The organism is Kitasatospora sp. NPDC101801 (assembly GCF_044766665.1).
GTDB lineage: Bacteria > Actinomycetota > Actinomycetes > Streptomycetales > Streptomycetaceae > Kitasatospora.
This window is the reverse complement of the sequence record NZ_JBIWML010000005.1, coordinates 83,131-100,602: the sequence shown is the minus strand read 5'-3', so window position 1 is coordinate 100,602 and position 17,472 is coordinate 83,131. Positions and strand designations below refer to the sequence as shown.

The following is a 17,472-nucleotide window of genomic DNA, read 5'->3' as shown; positions in this document are numbered from 1 at the left end:
GCGCCGCTTTGCCCCACCCCGGCCGGGGCTGCTCTGATGGGTGACCGTGACGGAGTGGGACGCGACGGCGGTCGAGACGGTGTTCAGGATCGAGTCGGCGCGGATCATCGCCGCCGTGACCCGGATCGTGCGGGACGTCGGCATCGCCGAGGAGATCGCCCAGGACGCGGTGGTCGCCGCGCTGGAGCAGTGGCCGCGGACGGGCGTCCCGGACCGGCCGGGGGCGTGGCTGACGGCGGCGGCGAAGAACCGCGCGATCGACCTGGTCCGCCGTCGGGAGGTCTACGCGCGCAAGCTGGCCGAGGTGGGCCGCACCCTGGAGGACGTGCCGCCGCCGGAGGTGGCCGAGCCGGACGACATCGACGACGACCTGCTGCGGCTGGTCTTCACCGCCTGCCATCCGGTCCTCTCGGCGGAGGCCCGGATCGCGCTGACGCTGCGTCTGGTCGGCGGGCTGACCACAGCCGAGATCGCCCGGGCCTTCCTGGCCGCCGAGCCGACGGTGGCGCAGCGGATCGTCCGGGCCAAGCGGAGCATCGCCGCCGCGAAGGTGCCGTTCGAGGTCCCGGTCGGTGCGGACCGGGCCGGGCGGCTGGCCTCCGTGCTGGAGGTCATCTACCTGGTCTTCAACGAGGGGTATGCCGCCACCGCCGGTGACGACCTGCTGCGGCCGGCCCTGTGCGAGGACGCGCTGCGGCTGGCCAGGGTGCTGGCCGGGCTGATGCCCGAGGAGCCCGAGGTGCACGGACTGGCCGCGCTGGTGGAGCTCCAGGCCGCGCGGCTCGCGGCGCGGACCGGGCCGGACGGCGAGCCGGTGCTGCTGGCCGAGCAGAACCGGGCCCGGTTCGACCGGCTGCTGATGCGCCGTGGGGCGGCGGCCCTGGCCCGGGCCGGAGTGTCGCGGCCGGAGGCCGGTCCGTACACCCTGCAGGCCGCGATCGCCGCCTGCCACACCCTCGCCCCGCACTGGGCGGACACCGACTGGGTGACCATCGCCGGGCTGTACGCCCGGCTGGCCCGGCTGAACCCGTCCCCGGTGGTGGAGTTGAACCGGGCGGTCGCGCTGTCCTACGCCCAGGGGCCGGCGCAGGCCCTGGAGCTGGTGGACGCGCTGGCGGCGGAGCCCGCGCTGCGGGACTACCACCTGCTGCCCAGCGTCCGGGGCGACCTGCTGGAGCGGCTGGGCCGGCCCGCCGAGGCCCGGGCCGAGTTCGAGCGGGCCGCCGCGCTGGCCCGGAACACCCGGGAGCGGGACCTCCTGCTGGGCCGGGCCGCGCGCGGGGGGTGACGGTCCGTCGGGCCGGTGCGGACGTGCTGCGGCCGACCCCGGGTGGGGCGGGAACGCGGCCGGTCCGTACGGTGGTCGACGACGGCCGAGCCACCGGGGGAGAGACATGCGCATCGGGGTGTACCTCGCACATCCGCGACCGGGGAGTTTCAACCACGCGATGTACGACGCGGTGGTGGGGGAGCTGCGGGAGCGGGGAGCCGAGGTGGTGGCGCACGACCTGTACGCCGAGGGGTTCGGGCCGCTGCTGTCCGCCGAGGAGACGGGGACGGTCGGGGCGGCGGACGCCGCGCAGGATCCGCAGGTGGCGCTGCACCGGACGGAGGTGGGCACGCTGGACGCCCTGGTCTTCGTCCACCCGAACTGGTGGGGCATGCCGCCGGCCGTCCTCACCGGCTGGGTGCAACGGGTGCTCGCCCCCGGCGTCGCCTACAAGCTGGGCGCTGCGGAAGGGGAGCCCGCCGGACTGCTGAAGGCCGGCCGGGCCCTCGTGCTCAACACCTCGGACACGCCCGCCGAGCGGGAGCGGGACGAGTTCGGCGACCCGTTGGAGCGGATCTGGGCTGCCTGCGTGCTGCCGTACGTCGGGGTCGGCGAGGTGCGCCGGGTGGTCCTGCGGACCGTCGGCGACTCGACCGCCGCCGAACGGGCGGCCTGGCTGGACGACGTACGCCGGGAGGCGGCCGCGCTGCTGGGCTGAGCGCGGCTACGCCAAGGTCTCGGGCGGCCGCTTCGACGGCGGGACGGCGGCCGCCCCGGTGCCGTCGGCGCCCGCCGCGCCGGCCTGGGTGAGGGAGCGCAGGGCGAACAGCAGGAAGCCGATGTCGTCCAGCAGGATCGGGTCGGGCAACAGGTCCACCGGGCTGACCAGGTAGACGATGGCCGCCCAGAACAGCACCTTCTTCGACATCGGGATGCCGGTCGCCCCCAGCATCTTCTTGGCCCGGACCAGCTTGACCACCAGCACGACCGCCGTCGCCAGGGTGACCGCGACCACCGTTCCGCCCGCCACCCACCAGAACACCTCGCTGCCGGTCACCCGGCCACCTCCACTCGTAGCGTTCGCTCTCCAGCAGCCTGCCCTACTTTCGGCGGACCGTGCACAGCAGGTCTCCGCGCTGTGCCCGTGGGGTGACAACGCCTGGGCGAGTCAGGCCAGTTGGCCGCGCCGTTGCTGGTTCATCGGCGCCGATGCGGGCAGACGGGGGCCATGAGAGGCATCCATTCGATCATCAGAGCAGTCGCCCACATCGTCGCAGGCATCCTGGTCATCTGGATCCTGATGGACCTGCTCGACGCCAACCAGGGGAACACGGTGGTGAGTTGGTTCCACTCGGCCGCCGACTGGCTGGCCGGCTGGTCGCGCGGGCTGTTCACGGTCTCCGGGCACACCCTCCAGGTGCTGCTCGACTACGGCATCGCGGCCGTCGTCTACGTGGTGGTCGGCAACCTCATCGGCCGGGCAGCGGGCCGGAGCCGTGCCCCGATCAGGTGATCACCGGTGCCCCGGCCGGCCGGCCGTCGTGCGCGCACCACCGTCCGGCCCGGGGAGTGTGACTCCCGTCACCTCCGGCGCCCGAGGTGGCCGGCCGGGCGGTCTGCGTGACCGTCGTCGGGTACTCCCATGAGCTGGGCAAACCCCAGTGCGCGAGGCGATCTGACGGGCCGGTGACCTGACGGCCCGTCATGATCGTTGGCTGATCGGCGAAATCGGTGGTTTCGGCGTGCGTGAACAGACGCGGTCGCTTGGTTTGCTGGAACCAGGCCGAAACAAGGCCGGAACGAACCGATCGCACCTCAACCCTCGACGAATCAGGAACGTTATGAACACCTCCTCGGTCAAGCCCGGTCCGCAGCGATGGAAGCGCCAGCGCAGAACGAACGAGCTGCGGGTCCGGTCGGGTGGTGCGGGCAGGACTCGCAGTGGGTACCCGGGCTGGGAGGCCTAAGTGACCGACGACCCGACCCCGGTTGGTCCCTTCCGTGCGCCCGACCCCGAGCCCGAGGTCACCGTGTGGGGTGCCCGGGTGGAGAGCCCGGTGGACAACCTGCCCGTCGACTTCGAAGCCTACGTGCTGACCAACTACGACTTCTTCGTGGGCTTCGCCGTCGAGATGCTGGCGGACCGGCACACCGCGACCGAGGTAGCCGTCGAGGTGTTCTCGCAGATAGCGATCGACTGGCCCAGGATCCTCCGCTCGCCCAACCTGGAGGACCACTGCTGGTCGATGCTGACCTCCGCCGTGCGGGTGCGGGTCATCTGCCGGGGCATCGAGACGGACGTCCGTGACCGTCTGGGTCGGGCCCGGCAGATTCTCGACCAGATGCGACAACTCCTGTACGACCCCGACGCCGAGGACAGCGACGTCGGTCTCTACCAGGCGCTCGGCCGGCTGACCCAGCGGGAGTTCGACACCGTCGTGCTCAAGCGTCTGATGGGCCGCACCACCCTGTTCGCCGCCAGCGTCCTGGCCGTCCATCCCGCCACCGTCGACCGCAGTTACGACAAGGCCATGACGCACCTCAGGACCGTCCTGCAGCGCCGCAAGCTGCTCAAGCCCACCCAGTCCGAGAGCCCCAGCAGAGGAGCCCGCCGGTGACCATCGACCCGAACGGTGGCGGACCCGCCGACAACCGTCTCGCCGACCACGACCGGGACGTCGAGCACCTGCTGGAGACCGGCTTCCTCGGCACCGGTCACCGCACCCGCCCGGCCGAACGCGACCAGATCGTCGGCGAGTTCCTCAACCTCACCCAGCTGCCCGAGCAGGCTCCGGTGCCCAGCGGCGACCGCATCGGCGACGCACTGCGCCGGATCTCCGCCACCGTCGCCCGGCACCAGGCCGGCAGCTACGAGCGGCCCGCCTGGTGGCACGAGTACAACCGCGCCCGGAAGAGCCTGAACCAGATGGCCCGACAGGCGATCGCCAGGCCCAAGGCGCTGAACCTGCTGTCCCGGTTCGCCAGCCGCGACCAGGACGACCCGTACGAGGTGCAGGCCGAGAACACCATCTTCAGCGACGACGACCTCGACACCGAGATCAGCGGGGCGCTGCTCTTCGGCTACCTGCTCCACCTGGCCGGACACCCCGTCAGCGCCAGCTTCTGGTGGAAGATCGCGGCCGGGGCGGGGGACCGCAACGCCGCCTTCGCGATGCACCTGCACCACCTCCAGCGCGGTGAGATGTCCGACGCCGCTTGGTGGTTCGTCGAAGCGTGCGGCAGCACCGACGGCATCGGCGACGCCCTGCCGCCGAGCCTGCCTGCGGTGCCGGGCTACCACCGGGCCGTGCCCGCCGTGACGGAGCAGCAGCACGGTGGCAGCGCGTGCTCGCCCGTGGTGATCGCCGAGATGGTCAACAACCTGGTGGTCTGCGGGGACTCCGGCTGGTTCGACGAGATCGCCGAGCGGCCCGACCGCCGGATCGCCCCCCAGCTCGCCGACCTCGTCGGCCACTGCTGAGGCCCTCCCCGGTGGTGCCCGGCCCCGACCGTCCGCCGGGCACCACCTCCGACCACCGGGACCACCACGATGTTCATCCTTGAGCCCGGCATCCTCGCGATGACCGTCCTCGGCCTCGGGTACGCGGCCGTACTGGCCGCCATCTCGCTCGCCGCCCGATCGGCTCGCACCGCCGAACGCCGCCACCAGGCCCGCCGGCTCCGCGCGATCCTGTACCTGCACCGCACGCCCTGACCCGTCGTCCGGGAGCAGCCATGCCCGAAGAAGAGCAGCGCCCCACCCCCGAGCTGATCGACCTCGCCGCACGCCAGGCCCTCAACGTCACCGCCGGGGCCCATGCCACGATCAACATCGTCACCGCGGACCGGGGAGCCGTCGCCGGTGTCGGCGAGCACCCGCCCGCGCACCCGCCCGTCCCGATCGGGCACCGTACGACCGTCGTCTGGGCCGCCCTCTCCGCCCTCGGCACCCTGGTGGTGGCCTGGTTCGCAGTGCGGTAAACCCCGCTTCGCCCAGGAGATCAGAGTGGGCCGCTGATCAATGATTCGTGAACGAATCAGATGGTGGAGTCCTGCCCTGCGGACGGATTGAGCCGAGCGGGTTGAACGGTCACTCCAGCCGGGTGTCGGTCATCGGCAACCGAGGGAGCCGGGGTTTGGCCGGGGCGGTAATTTCGCAACCATTGCGTAAACGTCCGATGTGCGAGCCGAGTCCGACCCCGGGTCGGACTCGGCTTCGGTTGTGAAAGGGGCTCGGAGATGGCCAAGTTCGCTGTGGGACTGGCGGGTGCCGCGGTGACCGCGGCATTCCTGGGTACGGGTGGGTCGGCTTTCGCGGCGCCCCGGGACGGGATGCCGCCCGGGTGGTGCGCCACCCACCCCATCCGGTGCGGTGAGCCGCCGAAGGCCAAGCCGGCCGAGCCGGATCCGGCCGATCCGGCCGATCCCGGCGGCCCGGCGGGGCCCGGCCCGGTCCCAGCCGCGGCGGTACCGCCCGTGCCGGTGCCCATGACGGTGGACCCGCCCACCACGCACCCGGGCGGGACGGTGCTGGTCAATGTCGGGACACCCTGCCCCGACGGCGGTGTGACCCTGTCGTCCCCGGCGGTGCCCGCGCCGGTGCAGCTGCCGCCCGGCAGCCCCGGGGGCCAGCTCGTGCTGCCCGCCGACCTGCCCCCGGGGACGTACCCGGTGACCGCGACCTGCCAGGGCCGCCCGGTGACGGACGGGACCGTCACCGTGGTGACCCCGGCGGCGCCCGCCACCGGCGGTGGCGGCGGCTCCCAGCCGGTGGGCGGTCCCCCGACCCTGGCCGGGTACGGGGCGATCGCGCTGACCGGTGGGGCCGTCGGCGCGGCCGCGCTGCGGCTGCTGCGGCACAGGCGGGGCCGGGCCGCAGGCGGTGGCCGAGCTGTGCCCGGTGCCTGAACGGGGGCCGCGCCGTGGTCGGCGGGCGATGGCGGCACTGTCCGGCGCGGTGCTCCTGGTCGCCCTGACCGGAGCCGCCGGCGAGGACGATCCGGGGCCGGAGGCGCAGGTCTCAGGCGCCCCGGTGGCCGCCGCAGTGCGGCCCGCCGCCCGGGTGACGGACCCTCAGGGCACGTCGCCCTCGCCCGCCGGGCTCGCCCCGCTGGCCCCGTCCACCCCGCTGCACCTCGCGATCCCCTCGATCGGCGTCGATGCGCCGCTGCTGGCGCTCGGTACCGACGACCGGGGCGGGCCGGAGCTGCCGCCGTACTCGTTGCCCGGCACGGTGGGCTGGCTGCGCGACTCCCCGACCCCGGGTGCGCCGGGCGCCGCCGTGCTGGCGGGACACGTGGACACGGTCCACGGGCCCGCCGTCTTCTGGTCGCTGGCCGGCGTCCCGGCCGGGGCCGTGGTCGAAATCACCCGGCTCGACGGTGGTACGGCCGTATTCACCGTGGACGACGTCCGCACGTTTTCCCGGAAGGAATTTCCGAATTCCCTGGTCCACGGTCCGACATCGGCCGCCGAACTGCGCATCATCACGTGCGGCGGGCGCTTCAACCGGGCGGAACGTGAATACATTGGAAATGTCATCCTGTTCGCCCATCTGACCGGCTCACGGTGAGTGGGGCGACCGGACTACAGCGGCAGCTCGACCACCAAGGGCCGGTGGTCCGAGATCGGCATTCCGGGTGCGCGCATCGGAGCGGGCCGGAACAGATCGAGGCCGGCCACCAGGACGTGGTCGAGCTGCACCAGGGGCCGGTGCGCCGGAAAGGTCCGGACCCGGGCCGCCGAACGCCAGGCCGCCCGGGGCGTCGCGGACCGCGACCGGGATAGCAGACCGGCCGCGTCGAGGGCGGCGGTGGGGATCGCGCCGCCGAGGTTGAAGTCGCCCAGCAGGACGTGCGGCCGGGGCAGGTCGGCGATCCAGCCGGGCACGGCGAGAAGTTGACGGACGTTCCACCCCGGGACGTACGACAGGTGCAGCGCCACCGCCGTGAACGGGCCGCGCCGTCCCTGGAGCACGGCGGCCAGGGCCGCGCGCGGCCGGTCGCGGATCACCGTGAGACCGGCCCGCCCGGCCACCGGCAGGGCGACGGGAGGCGCGGTGAACCGGCGGGCCCGCCAGGCCAGGACCGGCAGGGAGGTCAGCAGCGCCACGCCGTGGGAGGGAGCCGTGCCGTCGTGCCCGGTACCCGGCGGGCCGTACACCCGCATCCCCGGTTCGGACCGGTCGGGCTCCCAGATCCGGCCCGGCCGCGAGCGGGCGTGCAGGGCCGAGACGTACCGCCAGTCGGTGGCGCCGGTCGCCTCGGCGATCGCCCGGGCCTGGTCGACGGAGCCGGACCGGTCCTGGAAGCGGTCGAGCTCCTGAAGTGCCACCACGTCGGCGTCCAGGGCTGCGACGGCGTCGAGGAGCGGGCCCACGGTGGCGCTGCCGGGGGCGGTCGACGGCCGGCCGTCGGCCCCGGCCTGCCGCCCGTGCAGGACGTTGAAGGTGGCCAGGCGCACCGGCGCGGAGTCGATCACGGTCAGACGCTACAACAGCGCTACCGGTCACAGGTGTTGGGGGACGACCGCCCGGCCCGGACCGGGCCGGACAGTCGACGGGGGATCAGCGCAGACCGGCGAACAGGTCGTCCTCGGGCAGCGCCGCGCCGGTGGTGTCCCGGACCCGGACGAAGGTCTCCACGCCCATCAGCTCGGTGAACCGCTCCAGGCCCATCTTCAGGAAGAAGATGTTCTCGCCCTGGCTGGCGTGCGCGGCCAGCGAGTCGAACTTCTGGGCGCTGAACGCCGCGGTGTCCACCCAGGTGCGGATCTCCTCGTCGGGGAGCCCGATCTCGGGGAACTCGAAGTCCTCCTCCGACTCCGGCTGCCCGCCGGTGTCCCCGAGCTCGCGCATGACCTCGCCGAACCGCCGCATCGTCGAGTGCGGCATCGTGGTCCAGTACACCTTCGGGGTGAGGTCGGTCAGCTCCAGCGCCGCCGTGGTGATGCGGTTCGCCTGGATGTGGTCGGGGTGGCCGTAGAAGCCGTTCTCGTCGTAGGTCACCACCACGTCGGGCCGGTACTGCCGCAGCAGCTCGGCCAGGCGGGCGGCACCCTCCGCCACCGGTGTCCGCCAGAAGGAACCGGGCGCGTCGTTGGCGGCCCAGCCCATCATCCCGGAGTCGGCGTAGTCCAGCAGCTCCAGGTGACCGATGTTCAGCACCTCGCAGCTGGCTTCGAGTTCCCGGCGGCGCATCGCCGCGACGGCCGCCGGGTCGTGCCCGGGTTCCCCCGGCTTCACGCCGCCCGGTCCGTCACCGCACCCGCCGTCGGTACAGGTGACGAGGACGGTGCGGATGCCCTCCGCGGCGTAGCGGGCCAGGACACCGCCCGTCCCGGTGGCCTCGTCGTCGGGGTGGGCGTGGACCGCCATCAGGGTCAGGGGCCGGTCAACCATGGAAAACATCCTCCGGTTCGAATGGTGCCCGCCGCGTCGGCGGCCGGGTCCGGTCAGTCGATCAGTACGCGGCCCGTGGGACGCGCCGGGGTCACACCGGGACGAGCACGTCCTCGTGCGCCCCGTCCAGGACGAAGCCGTTGTCGAAGCGGACCCGCACCGTCACCCGGTTCCCCTGCTCCCGGAAGGCCGCCCACTCCGGCTCCAAGGCGGCGATCTCGCCCTCCAGGCGCCTGCGGCTCTCCGTCGGCATGGTGTGGCCGTAGTCCTCGAACAGGGCCTTGAGCCGCCGGTACTCGCGGACCGCCTCGCGCTCCGGGAGTTCGCCGTTGACCCGTTCCACGGTGCCCTCGAGTCCGGCGCCCAGGGCGAGGAAGCCGACCACGGCCGATCCGGAGACCGCCTCGCCGATCCCGAGGTCCTCCGCCAGCCGTACCCGCCGACCCTCCGTCAGCCCGCCCATCCGCGCTCCGCCTTCCACCCGCTCGGTACCGCCGGCCCGGCCGGCCCGCTGCCCTGCCCATTATCCGCCGCGTCCGAGGGTGTACCGGTCGCGGCCGCTGCTCCGCCGGGGCCGGGTCAGCCGGCCAGCAGATCCCGGCCCACCCGCTCGCGGGCGTGGGCGAGTTCGGCCTCCACCCGGTCCTGGTCGGCCTGGCCGAACGGCACCGGCGCTCCCGCTCGCGTGGGGTCGTTGTGGGCACGGAGCGAGATCATGCCAGACCGGAACGACAAGATCGGATGCATTTCGGGTGACGGCTCGGGGTGCGTGGGAGCCTCGTCCTCCGACGTGCGGAGGAAGGGGCCCGGACCGGCGCGCGGTGTGGCCAGCCGAAACCGCGGGCGTCCTGCTTCAGTGGGGTCCACGGTCAGCGCGGTCGCCACGACCAGGCTGAGCAGCGGGTCGGCGACCTGCGCAGTGCGCTCCGACCGACCTGGGCCACCGAGCCGAGGGTGGCGCCCCGCTGGTCGGAGACCGCGTACTCGTCGGTCGGCTCGATCAGCTCGGCCTTCTGGTTCACCACCAGGACCGGCGCGGAAGGGGCGGCCGGCCGCCCGGGGCACCCGGGGTGTCCGTGTGCTGGGACATGGCGCGCAGCCAGATCATTTCCGACCCGCACCGGACTCCGGCCGCGGTGGTGGTCCGCCGGTGCGGCGGCAGTTGGCGCCGGGACCGGCGGGCGGCTGTGGTTCGTCTCACAGCCGGATCCGGGGTGTCACCGGTGGAACACGCGGCGTCCCGCCGGATCCGGGTCGGTGCGGCCCTCGTCGGACCGGCCGCCGACCGGTCGGTACTGTGGGCGGACAACCCGTTGAGAGGCGCCCTCCCCCATGGTCAAGAACGCCGCCGAACCACGCGCAGCAGCCCGCAAGGCCCTGCTGCAACTGACCGGCGTCAGCCGCTCGTACGGTGAGCGGGAGGTGCTGCACCCCGTGAGCCTGTCGCTGGCCGCCGGCGAGTGTGTCGCGCTGCTCGGGCACAACGGCTCGGGCAAGTCGACCCTGCTCCGCGTCGCGGCCGGCCGCGACGCGCCCAGCAAGGGCACGGTGCGCTTCGACGGCATCCCGATGGACGAGAACGACCCCCGGGTCCGGGCCCGGGTGGCGGTGGTCGGCGACACCGTCGCCTGCTACCCGGATCTGACCGTCCGTGAGCACCTGCTGCTGGTCGCCGTCGCCCACGGCGTCGCCGACGCGCCCGACTGGGTCGCCCAGGTGCTCACCGACCGGATGCTCACCGAACGCGCCGACGCACTCCCCTCGGCGCTCTCCTCCGGGCAGATGCAGGCCCTGCTGCTGGCCTGCGCGCTGGTGCGCCCGCGCGACCTGCTGCTGCTGGACGAGCCCGAGCAGCGCCTCGACCCGGACGCCCGGCGGCACCTCGCCGAACTGCTCAAGGGCGAACTGGCTGACGGCGTCGCGGTGTTGCTGGTCACCCACCACACCGACCTCGCGCTGGACGTGGCCGACCGGGTGGTGGTGCTGGAGGACGGCAAGATCCTCAAGCAGGGTGCGACCCGCAAGGTCCTGGCGGCGGAGTTCGCCGCCCGCACCGCCGCAGGCTCGGCGGGTGCCCGGTGACCACCGCCCACCCGGCGGCCGAGGCCGACGCCGACGCCGAGCCCGCCGTCGAGTCCGAGTCCGCCGTCGAGCCCTGGACGGACGACGACGACTGGACCGACGAGACCCTCGCCCTGCTGCGCGCCCTGCGCGCCCCGCACCGGCGCAGCCGCGCCAAGTCGGTGGGCTTCGCGGTCTACTGCGTGGTGCTGATCCTGATCATCTGGGGCGGGGTGCCCAGCCTCGGCCTGTTCCTGCAGGCGTCGATGGGCGCCGACTACACCGGCCACGGCGGCGACCTGCTCGCCGCGATGCCCGCCGGCATCACCGCGATCGGGCTGGCCACCTTCCTGCTGCTGGTCCGGGACGGCCTGTGGCGCGGCCCGGTGGTGCCGCCCCGGGCGGCGGCCGACTGGCTGCTGATCCACCCGGTCCGGCCGCGCCCGGTGCTCCGACCGTGGTTCTGGCTGTCCTGCGCGGTGGCCGCCTTCCCCGGCCTGGTGGCGGCGGTCGGCGGCATGGTCGCGCTCGGGCTGACCGTCCGGGCCGGCCTGCCGGCCGCGCTCGGCTGGTGCCTGCTCGGCGGGCTCGGCATGCCGCTGCTGGCCACCTGCGCCGCGCTGGTGGTGGAGCGCAGCGACCGCGCCGCCCGCTGGGTGCGCCGGCTGACCCCGTACCTGACCCTGCTGATCCTCGCGCTCGCGGTGCAGAGCGGGCTGGCCGTCGCCGGTCACCCCGTGGCGTGGCTGGAGTCGGTCGAGCTGTGGTCGGGCCCGTGGGGCTGGGCCGCGATCGCCGCCCTGGCGCCGACCCCGGCCGCCGTGGCGGGCGGTTGGGTGGCCGCCGGACTGCTGCTGGCGTCGACCGCCGCCGCCCTGGTGCTCGCCGACCGGGCCGCCGCGACGGTGCCACTGGCCCGGCTCCGGGAGCGGGCCAGGACGGCCGCCGGGGTGCTGGCCGCGCTCCGGACGGTCGAACTGCGCAGCGCGCGACTGGCGGTGAACAGCGCCAACGGCAGCTCCCGGCAGCGCCGGGTCCGGCTGCCGGCGCCCCGGCGGGCCTGGCTGGTGGTGCCGTGGCGGGACACCCTCGCGCTGCTCCGCTCCCCGGCCCGGCTCGGCCGCGCGGTGGTGCTGACGGTGCCCGCGGCGCTCTGCGCCGTCCTCGCGCACGGTGCCACCGGCGGGCTGTCCTGGCTGGCCACCGCCGTGGCGCTGGTGTTCGGCTACCTGGCCGTCGCACAGCTGCTGGAGCCGGCCCGGATCGAGACGGACGACGTCCGGCGGGCCTCCTGGTCGCCGTACCCGTTCGCCGGTCTGATGCTGCGTCATGCGATCGTCCCGACGCTGGCCGCGGTCCTGCTCGGGCTGGCCTGCACCGGGGCGCTGCTGGCGGCGGGCACCGGTCCGGCGGCCTGGCTCGCCCCGGCCGCCGCGCCGGCGCTGGTCGCGGCGGGGCTGGTGAACGCCTGCCGAGGGGTGCTGCGCAAGGACCTGATGTTCTCCCCGGCGCAGGGCGCGGGCGGCGGGACGGGCCCGGTGCTGTTCGCCGCCTGGTACGCGGCCGGGCCCGCCGTCGGCGTGGCGGTGCTGACGCCGCTGTTCTCCTCGGCGCTGCGCGCCGGGTCGGCCGGGCCGGTCGGCCGGGCCGCCCTGATGGCGTTGGTGATCGCGGTCCTGCTGCTGCGCTGGGCACAGGCCAGGGCCGTGAAGATGAGCAAGGCCCGCCCCGGGGAGAGCACCGCCTAGCGCGGTGGGTCGCGGGGCGTCGGGGAGGTGCTAGAAATCCCTGGTGAACGATCTTCCCGAGCCCTCGACCATCCGCGTCTTCGTGGCGCTGGCCCCGCCGGACGAGGCCAAGGACGAACTGGCCGAGGCCCTGTGGGCCGCCACTGCCGGGCACCCGCGGCTGCGGTGGAACCGGATCGAGGACTGGCACGTCACCCTGGCGTTCCTCGGTGAGCTCCCCGCCACGGCGGTCCCGCCGTTGCGGTCGGCGCTGGCCGGCCTGGCGGCGTCGCACCCGGTGCTGCACCTGGGCCTGCGCGGCGGCGGCCACTTCGACGGCCGGCTGCTGTGGAGCGGGATCGACGGGGACCTGGACGGACTGCACCGGCTCGCCGCCGACGTCCGGGACGTGGTCGGGTCCTGCGGGATCGCGTTCAACGAGCGTCCGCTGCGGCCCCATCTGACCCTGGCCAGGGCCCGCCGTGACGATCCCACCAGCGTGCCGGAGGCGGCCGCCGCCCTGGCCGGGTTCGCCGGCCGGCCGTGGCGGGCCGAGCGGCTCCACCTGGTCGGCAGCAACGTCGGCCGGGGGCCCGGGCCGATCCGGTACCGCGACCTGGAGGCGTGGCGGCTCGCGGCCGGCTGACGGTGCGTCAGTCCAGCGGGAGGTCCCGCAGGGCGTTCTCGACCAGTTCGGGCATGGCCGGGTGGATCCAGTACTGGTTCTCCGCCATGGTGCGGGCGTCCAGCCCGAAGGACATGGCCTGGATCAGCGGCTGGATCAGGGTCGGCGCCTCCGGGCCGATGATGTGGGCACCGAGCAGCTCGCCGGTGGCCGGGTCGGCCAGGATCTTGGCGAAGCCGGTGGTGTCCTCCATGGCCCAGCCGTAGGCGATGCCGCTGTACTCGCGGGTGGCGGTCACGTAGCGGCGTCCGTCGGCCCGGGCCTGCTGCTCGGTCAGCCCCACCGAGGCGATCCTCGGGGCGGAGAAGACCGCGTGCGGGACGTAGCGGTGGTCGGAGCTGCGAGGGGCGTCCGGGTGCAACAGGTTGTGCTGGACCGTGCGGGCCTCGTGGTTCGCGACGTGCTTGAGCTGCCAGCGGGAGGAGACGTCGCCGAGGGCCCAGACACCGGGCACCGTGGTCGCCTGCCGGGCGTCCACGACGATCCGGCCGTCCGGGTGCAGCGCGAGCCCGCCCGCGGCGGCGTCCACCAGGTCGGCGTTGGGCCGGCGGCCGGTGGCCACCAGGAGTTCGTCGGTCTCCAGGGTCTCGGGGCCCTCGGGACCGTCGAGGTGGAGCCGCAGGGTGTCCCCGGTGCGGGCGGCGCGCCGCAGGGTGCGGTTCAGGCGGACGTCCCACTGCCCCTGGGCCAGCTCGGTGAAGCGGCGCGCGAGGTCGGTGTCCTCCTGACGCAGCAGCAGGTCGCCGCGGGCGACCAGGGTGACCTCGACGCCCAGCGAGGAGAACACGTGGGCCAGTTCGGCGGCGACGAAGCCCGAGCCCAGGACGGTCATCCGGCGCGGGAGCCGGTCCATCCGCATGACGGTGTCGCTGGTGCGGTAGCCGAGCGTGTCGTCCAGGCCGGGTACGTCGGGGATCACCGGTCGGCTGCCGACGGCCACCACGACCCGGTCGGCGGTGAGCGTGACGGGACCGTCCGCGGTGTCCACCCGCAACTGCCGCACACCGGTGAAGCGGGCCGTGCCGCGGTAGAGGGTGACGCGGTCGGACCCGGTCGCGCGGTAGCGCTCGCCGGCGGCCGCGATGGGGTCGATCCGGCCGAAGACCCGGTCGCGCACGGCGGGCCAGTCCACGCCGCGCAGGGTCAGGTCGAGGCCCAGGACGGCGCCGTGCCCGGGGGCGCGGGCGGTGTCGGCGGTGTGGACGAACATCTTGGTCGGGATGCAGCCGACGTTGAGGCAGGTGCCGCCGAAGCTGTCGAGCGGCCCGACGCCCTGCTCGACGAGGGCGACCTGCCAGCTGTCGAACCGCTGGTCGACGATCGAGTTCCCGGAGCCGGTGCCGATGACGACGAGATCGAGATGACGGTCCATGAGGGAGACCCTATCGGCCGGGGGCAAGGCCGCCGGGCGGCGCTGCGGAAGCCGGCCGGGCCCGTTGTCGGAGGAAGGTGTGAGACTGGGAGGTGCCGGGGTCGGCCGGGTGGTCTGCGAGGAGTGCGGGATGGGTCTGGTGATCGAGAGCCGGCCGTCGGAGCTGGCCCACGTCGAGCGGGTGTGGCGCAGCCGCAGCGAGGACGCCGGCCGGATGATGTCGGTTGCGACGTCGCACTGGGAGCTGGTGTTCTGGGAGCGGCACGGCCTGACGCAGGCGGCGGTGCTGGGTCCGGAGGCGAAGGCGTCCTGGGCGCCGGTGCCGGGGGACGCCGCCTTCTTCGGGATCAGTTTCGCGCTGGGCACGTCGATGCCGCACATCCCGGTCAGCCGGCTGGTGGGCGGCAACGCGCCGATCCCGGATGTGACGCGGCGTTCGCTGTGGCTGAAGGGCTCCGCCTGGCACGTCCCCGACTACGACAACGCCGAGGCGTTCGTGCTGCGGATGGTGCGCGAGGGCATCGTGGAGCTGGACCCGGTGGTGCCCGCCGTGCTCGGCGGCGCCGGCCCGGAGGTCTCCGACCGCACCCTGCAACGGCGGTTCGTCGCGGCGACCGGCCTCACCCAGGGCGCCGTCCGGCAGATCGGGCGGGCCCGCCAGGCCGCCGTGCTGATCCGGGAGGGGGAGCCGGCCCTGGAGGTCGGGCACCGGCTGGGGTACTTCGACCAGCCGCACCTGGCCCGGTCGTTGAAGCGGTACGTGGGTCGGACGGCCACGCAGCTGAGCAGCCGGGACACGGCCGAGCCGCTGTCGCTTCTGTACAAGACCTGACCTCGGGGCCCGCCTAGTGTTCACGACGTGGCCGACGGGACCGGCCCGTCCCGACCGGGACGGGCGGTGGGTCCCGCACTCATCGTGGAGGAATCATGCGCAAGGTGGTCTCGGGTCTGTTCGTCTCGCTCGACGGTGTCGCCCAGTCGCCGAACGAGTGGCAGTTCGCGTTCGACGAGGAGATGGGAGCGGCGCTCTCCGGCACGCTGGAGTCCGCCGACACCATCCTGCTGGGCCGGGTGACGTTCACCGAGTGGGCCGGGTACTGGCCGACGGTGACCGACGGGGAGGACGCCGGCTTCGCCAAGTGGATCAACGACTCGCCCAAGCACGTGGTCTCCTCGACCCTGGACAGCGTCGCGGACTGGGCGAACAGCACGCTGGTCAAGGGCGATCTGGTGGCCGCGGTGAACGAGCTCAAGGCCGGCGAGGGCAAGGACATCACCGTCGCGGGCAGCCCGACCCTGGTGCGTTCGTTGCTGGAGCTGGACCTGCTGGACGAACTGGTGCTGCTGATCCACCCGGTGGTGGCGGGCGAGGGGCGCAGCAGGCTGTTCGCCGCCGACGGTGCGATGAAGAAGCTGGAGCTGGTGAGCGCGCTGCCGACCAGCAGCGGGGTGATCATCGCGACCTACCGCCCGGTGCGCTGAGCCGGGCCGCGACGTCGCCGGGGGCGGCGTCGCGGGCCGGTGCCGGGAGTGACGTGGCGGCGGGCCGGGGCTCTTCGGCTCGATGGTGCGGTGAGTACCCGTCAGCGGCGCGGCGGTTCCCCTCGTTCCCCGGCACGCGGCCGGATCACGCTGTTGTCCCGGTGGTCGTGGACTCACCGGTGACCGACTCGGCGCTCAGCCGGGTGGGCGGCTCCCGGCTCGCGTACTCACCTGGAGGACGGCGGGGTGTCCAGGACCCGGAAGGAGATCCCCGCCGCGACCAGCCGGTCGATCAGCGGCCGGCCCATCGCCACCGCCGTGGTCAACTGCCCTGCCACCGGGGGCAGATCGTCGTACGCCAGGCAGAGGGCCGACTCGGCCAGCATCTTCGCGGTCTCCTGGTAGCCCGGGTCGCCGCCGGACACCTCGGTGAAGACCGTCCGTCCGCCCTCGGCCCGGGCCAGGAAGCGGACGGTGAACCAGGAGCGGGCCCGCTGCTCCGCACTCGGACCGTCGCCGGGCTTCCGCAGCTTCCCCAATGCCTGGCGCAGCGAAGGCAGTTGGGCGGCGACGGCGAGGGCAGCCACCGCAGCGGCACCGCCGAGGGCGATCGGCAGCCGTCGGACCGCCGCGTAGTGCGTGTAGCCGAAGTCCGGGCCGTACTCGTCCAGCGCGGCCGCCGAGCGGGACACCACCTGCGGGTCGATCGTGGGCATCGGCACCGCCCAGGCCCGCGCCGCCCGCGACCGGTGCGGCCGGCCGGCCGGCGTCCGGACCAGCCGCCCCTTCGGCCGGGGTTCGACCGCGCGACGGGCCCGGGCGGCCCGCGCCATCGCCCGGGGCCGGGAGAAGGCCGTCATCGCCGAGGCGAAGGTGCCGCCGGAGACGGTGCCACCAGCCCGGACGAAACCCTCCACCGAGAGCCGGGTCACCGGGCCGCCACCGCGCAGCAGTTCCTCGACCGTGAACAGCACGCCGAGGTCGTGCGGCACCGAGTCGAAGCCGCAGGCGTGCACCAGCCGTGCGCCGGTCGCGACCGCCCGCTCGTGGTGACGCAGGTACATCCGGTCGACGAACTCCGGCTCGCCGGTGAGGTCCACGTAGTCGGTGCCGCTCTCCGCGCAGGCCGCCACCAGCGGTTCGCCGTGCCGCAGGTACGGCCCGACCGTGGACAGCACCACCCGGGCCGAGGCGGCCACCTCGCTGAGCGCCTCGCGGTCGGCGGCGTCCACGACCAGCAGCGGCAGGTCGGCCCAGCGCGGGTCGGCCTCCGCGAGCTGCGTCCGGACGGCGGCGAGCTTGCGCTCGTTGCGCCCGGCGAGCGCCCAGCGGCAGCCGTCGGGCACGGCCCCGGCCAGGTACTCGGCGGTGAGCCCGCCGGTGAACCCGGTGGCACCGAACAGGACGAGGTCGTACGGGCGCGCCGTGGCCATCTGCAGTCCCTACTCGCGGGTAATCGACGGCGCCACGCTAGGA

At 74.1% G+C, this 17,472-nt stretch carries 21 protein-coding genes; 14 read left to right on the top strand and 7 right to left on the bottom strand.

What is annotated here, in order from left to right; genetic code table 11:
* Positions 1-40 precede the first annotated feature (40 nt).
* Both ACIRPK_RS09650 and ACIRPK_RS09645 read left to right on the top strand, forming a co-directional pair.
* Positions 41-1,288 carry an RNA polymerase sigma factor gene (locus tag ACIRPK_RS09650; RefSeq protein ID WP_403035406.1) on the top strand — a complete coding sequence of 416 codons (1,248 nt, stop codon included), beginning with the start codon at positions 41-43 and terminating at the stop codon, positions 1,286-1,288.
* A gap of 106 nt (positions 1,289-1,394) precedes the next feature.
* Positions 1,395-1,988, top strand: a complete 594-nt coding sequence (locus ACIRPK_RS09645; protein WP_403035405.1) for an NAD(P)H-dependent oxidoreductase — start codon at positions 1,395-1,397, stop codon at positions 1,986-1,988.
* 6 nt (positions 1,989-1,994) lie between these two features.
* Here the strand turns inward: ACIRPK_RS09645 and ACIRPK_RS09640 are convergent, their stop codons facing one another.
* Positions 1,995-2,327, bottom strand: coding sequence for a YkvA family protein (locus ACIRPK_RS09640; protein WP_403035402.1), 333 nt, complete (start codon positions 2,325-2,327; stop codon positions 1,995-1,997).
* Between the two features lie 171 nt (positions 2,328-2,498).
* On the opposite strand from ACIRPK_RS09640, the gene ACIRPK_RS09635 reads away from it, so the two are divergent.
* The 7 genes from ACIRPK_RS09635 (at position 2,499) to ACIRPK_RS09605 (ending at position 6,842) form a co-directional block, all read left to right on the top strand.
* Positions 2,499-2,783 (top strand): hypothetical protein, encoded by a 285-nt coding sequence (locus ACIRPK_RS09635; protein ID WP_403035400.1) that lies wholly within the window; start codon positions 2,499-2,501, stop codon positions 2,781-2,783.
* A 454-nt stretch (positions 2,784-3,237) separates the two neighbouring features.
* Positions 3,238-3,888 (top strand): hypothetical protein, encoded by a 651-nt coding sequence (locus tag ACIRPK_RS09630; protein WP_403035398.1) that lies wholly within the window; start codon positions 3,238-3,240, stop codon positions 3,886-3,888.
* On the top strand, positions 3,885-4,751 hold the full coding sequence (locus ACIRPK_RS09625) for a hypothetical protein (protein WP_403035397.1): 867 nt from the start codon (positions 3,885-3,887) through the stop codon (positions 4,749-4,751). The genes ACIRPK_RS09630 and ACIRPK_RS09625 overlap by 4 nt, the downstream gene beginning before the upstream one ends.
* Before the next feature lie 69 nt (positions 4,752-4,820).
* Entirely contained in the window at positions 4,821-4,985 is a 165-nt protein-coding gene (locus ACIRPK_RS09620; RefSeq protein WP_403035396.1) for a hypothetical protein, read from the top strand.
* 20 nt (positions 4,986-5,005) lie between these two features.
* Complete coding sequence (locus tag ACIRPK_RS09615; protein WP_403035394.1) at positions 5,006-5,251, top strand: hypothetical protein; 246 nt, start codon at positions 5,006-5,008, stop codon at positions 5,249-5,251.
* A gap of 258 nt (positions 5,252-5,509) precedes the next feature.
* Positions 5,510-6,178, top strand: a complete 669-nt coding sequence (locus ACIRPK_RS09610; RefSeq protein ID WP_403035392.1) for a hypothetical protein — start codon at positions 5,510-5,512, stop codon at positions 6,176-6,178.
* Positions 6,179-6,206: 28 nt separating this feature from the next.
* Positions 6,207-6,842, top strand: a complete 636-nt coding sequence (locus ACIRPK_RS09605; RefSeq protein WP_403035391.1) for a class F sortase — start codon at positions 6,207-6,209, stop codon at positions 6,840-6,842.
* Between the two features lie 14 nt (positions 6,843-6,856).
* Here ACIRPK_RS09605 and ACIRPK_RS09600 read toward each other — a convergent pair whose 3' ends face one another.
* The 4 genes from ACIRPK_RS09600 to ACIRPK_RS09585 all read right to left on the bottom strand — a co-directional run bounded on the left by ACIRPK_RS09600 (position 6,857) and on the right by ACIRPK_RS09585 (position 9,691).
* A complete protein-coding gene (locus ACIRPK_RS09600; RefSeq protein WP_403035390.1) occupies positions 6,857-7,750 on the bottom strand; it encodes an endonuclease/exonuclease/phosphatase family protein in 894 nt (297 codons plus the stop codon).
* Between the two features lie 85 nt (positions 7,751-7,835).
* Complete coding sequence (locus ACIRPK_RS09595; protein ID WP_403035389.1) at positions 7,836-8,669, bottom strand: PIG-L family deacetylase; 834 nt, start codon at positions 8,667-8,669, stop codon at positions 7,836-7,838.
* A 91-nt stretch (positions 8,670-8,760) separates the two neighbouring features.
* On the bottom strand, positions 8,761-9,132 hold the full coding sequence (locus ACIRPK_RS09590) for a hypothetical protein (RefSeq protein WP_403035388.1): 372 nt from the start codon (positions 9,130-9,132) through the stop codon (positions 8,761-8,763).
* A gap of 406 nt (positions 9,133-9,538) precedes the next feature.
* Positions 9,539-9,691: a hypothetical protein gene (locus ACIRPK_RS09585; protein WP_403035386.1), complete on the bottom strand. Its 153-nt coding sequence runs from the start codon at positions 9,689-9,691 to the stop codon at positions 9,539-9,541.
* Positions 9,692-10,001: 310 nt separating this feature from the next.
* On the opposite strand from ACIRPK_RS09585, the gene ACIRPK_RS09580 reads away from it, so the two are divergent.
* From ACIRPK_RS09580 to thpR, 3 genes are read left to right on the top strand one after another with little or no spacing between them, the layout of a single operon-like run.
* Positions 10,002-10,751: an ABC transporter ATP-binding protein gene (locus tag ACIRPK_RS09580; RefSeq protein WP_403035384.1), complete on the top strand. Its 750-nt coding sequence runs from the start codon at positions 10,002-10,004 to the stop codon at positions 10,749-10,751.
* Positions 10,748-12,478: a hypothetical protein gene (locus ACIRPK_RS09575; protein ID WP_403035382.1), complete on the top strand. Its 1,731-nt coding sequence runs from the start codon at positions 10,748-10,750 to the stop codon at positions 12,476-12,478. Before ACIRPK_RS09580 ends, ACIRPK_RS09575 begins: the two co-directional genes overlap by 4 nt.
* Before the next feature lie 43 nt (positions 12,479-12,521).
* Entirely contained in the window at positions 12,522-13,103 is a 582-nt protein-coding gene (thpR, locus tag ACIRPK_RS09570) for an RNA 2',3'-cyclic phosphodiesterase (RefSeq protein WP_403035379.1), read from the top strand.
* 7 nt (positions 13,104-13,110) lie between these two features.
* Here the strand turns inward: thpR and ACIRPK_RS09565 are convergent, their stop codons facing one another.
* Complete coding sequence (locus ACIRPK_RS09565) at positions 13,111-14,514, bottom strand: mycothione reductase (RefSeq protein ID WP_403035378.1); 1,404 nt, start codon at positions 14,512-14,514, stop codon at positions 13,111-13,113.
* A gap of 130 nt (positions 14,515-14,644) precedes the next feature.
* Between ACIRPK_RS09565 and ACIRPK_RS09560 the strand changes: the two genes are divergently transcribed.
* Together ACIRPK_RS09560 and ACIRPK_RS09555 are read left to right on the top strand one after the other, a co-directional pair.
* Positions 14,645-15,346, top strand: a complete 702-nt coding sequence (locus tag ACIRPK_RS09560) for a helix-turn-helix domain-containing protein (protein WP_403035834.1) — start codon at positions 14,645-14,647, stop codon at positions 15,344-15,346.
* A 95-nt stretch (positions 15,347-15,441) separates the two neighbouring features.
* Positions 15,442-15,996: a dihydrofolate reductase family protein gene (locus ACIRPK_RS09555; protein ID WP_403035376.1), complete on the top strand. Its 555-nt coding sequence runs from the start codon at positions 15,442-15,444 to the stop codon at positions 15,994-15,996.
* A gap of 227 nt (positions 15,997-16,223) precedes the next feature.
* Here ACIRPK_RS09555 and ACIRPK_RS09550 read toward each other — a convergent pair whose 3' ends face one another.
* The gene (locus ACIRPK_RS09550; protein ID WP_403035375.1) at positions 16,224-17,429 is read right to left on the bottom strand and encodes a saccharopine dehydrogenase family protein; all 1,206 of its coding nucleotides are present in this window, start codon (positions 17,427-17,429) and stop codon (positions 16,224-16,226) included.
* Between the last annotated feature and the right edge of the window lie 43 nt (positions 17,430-17,472).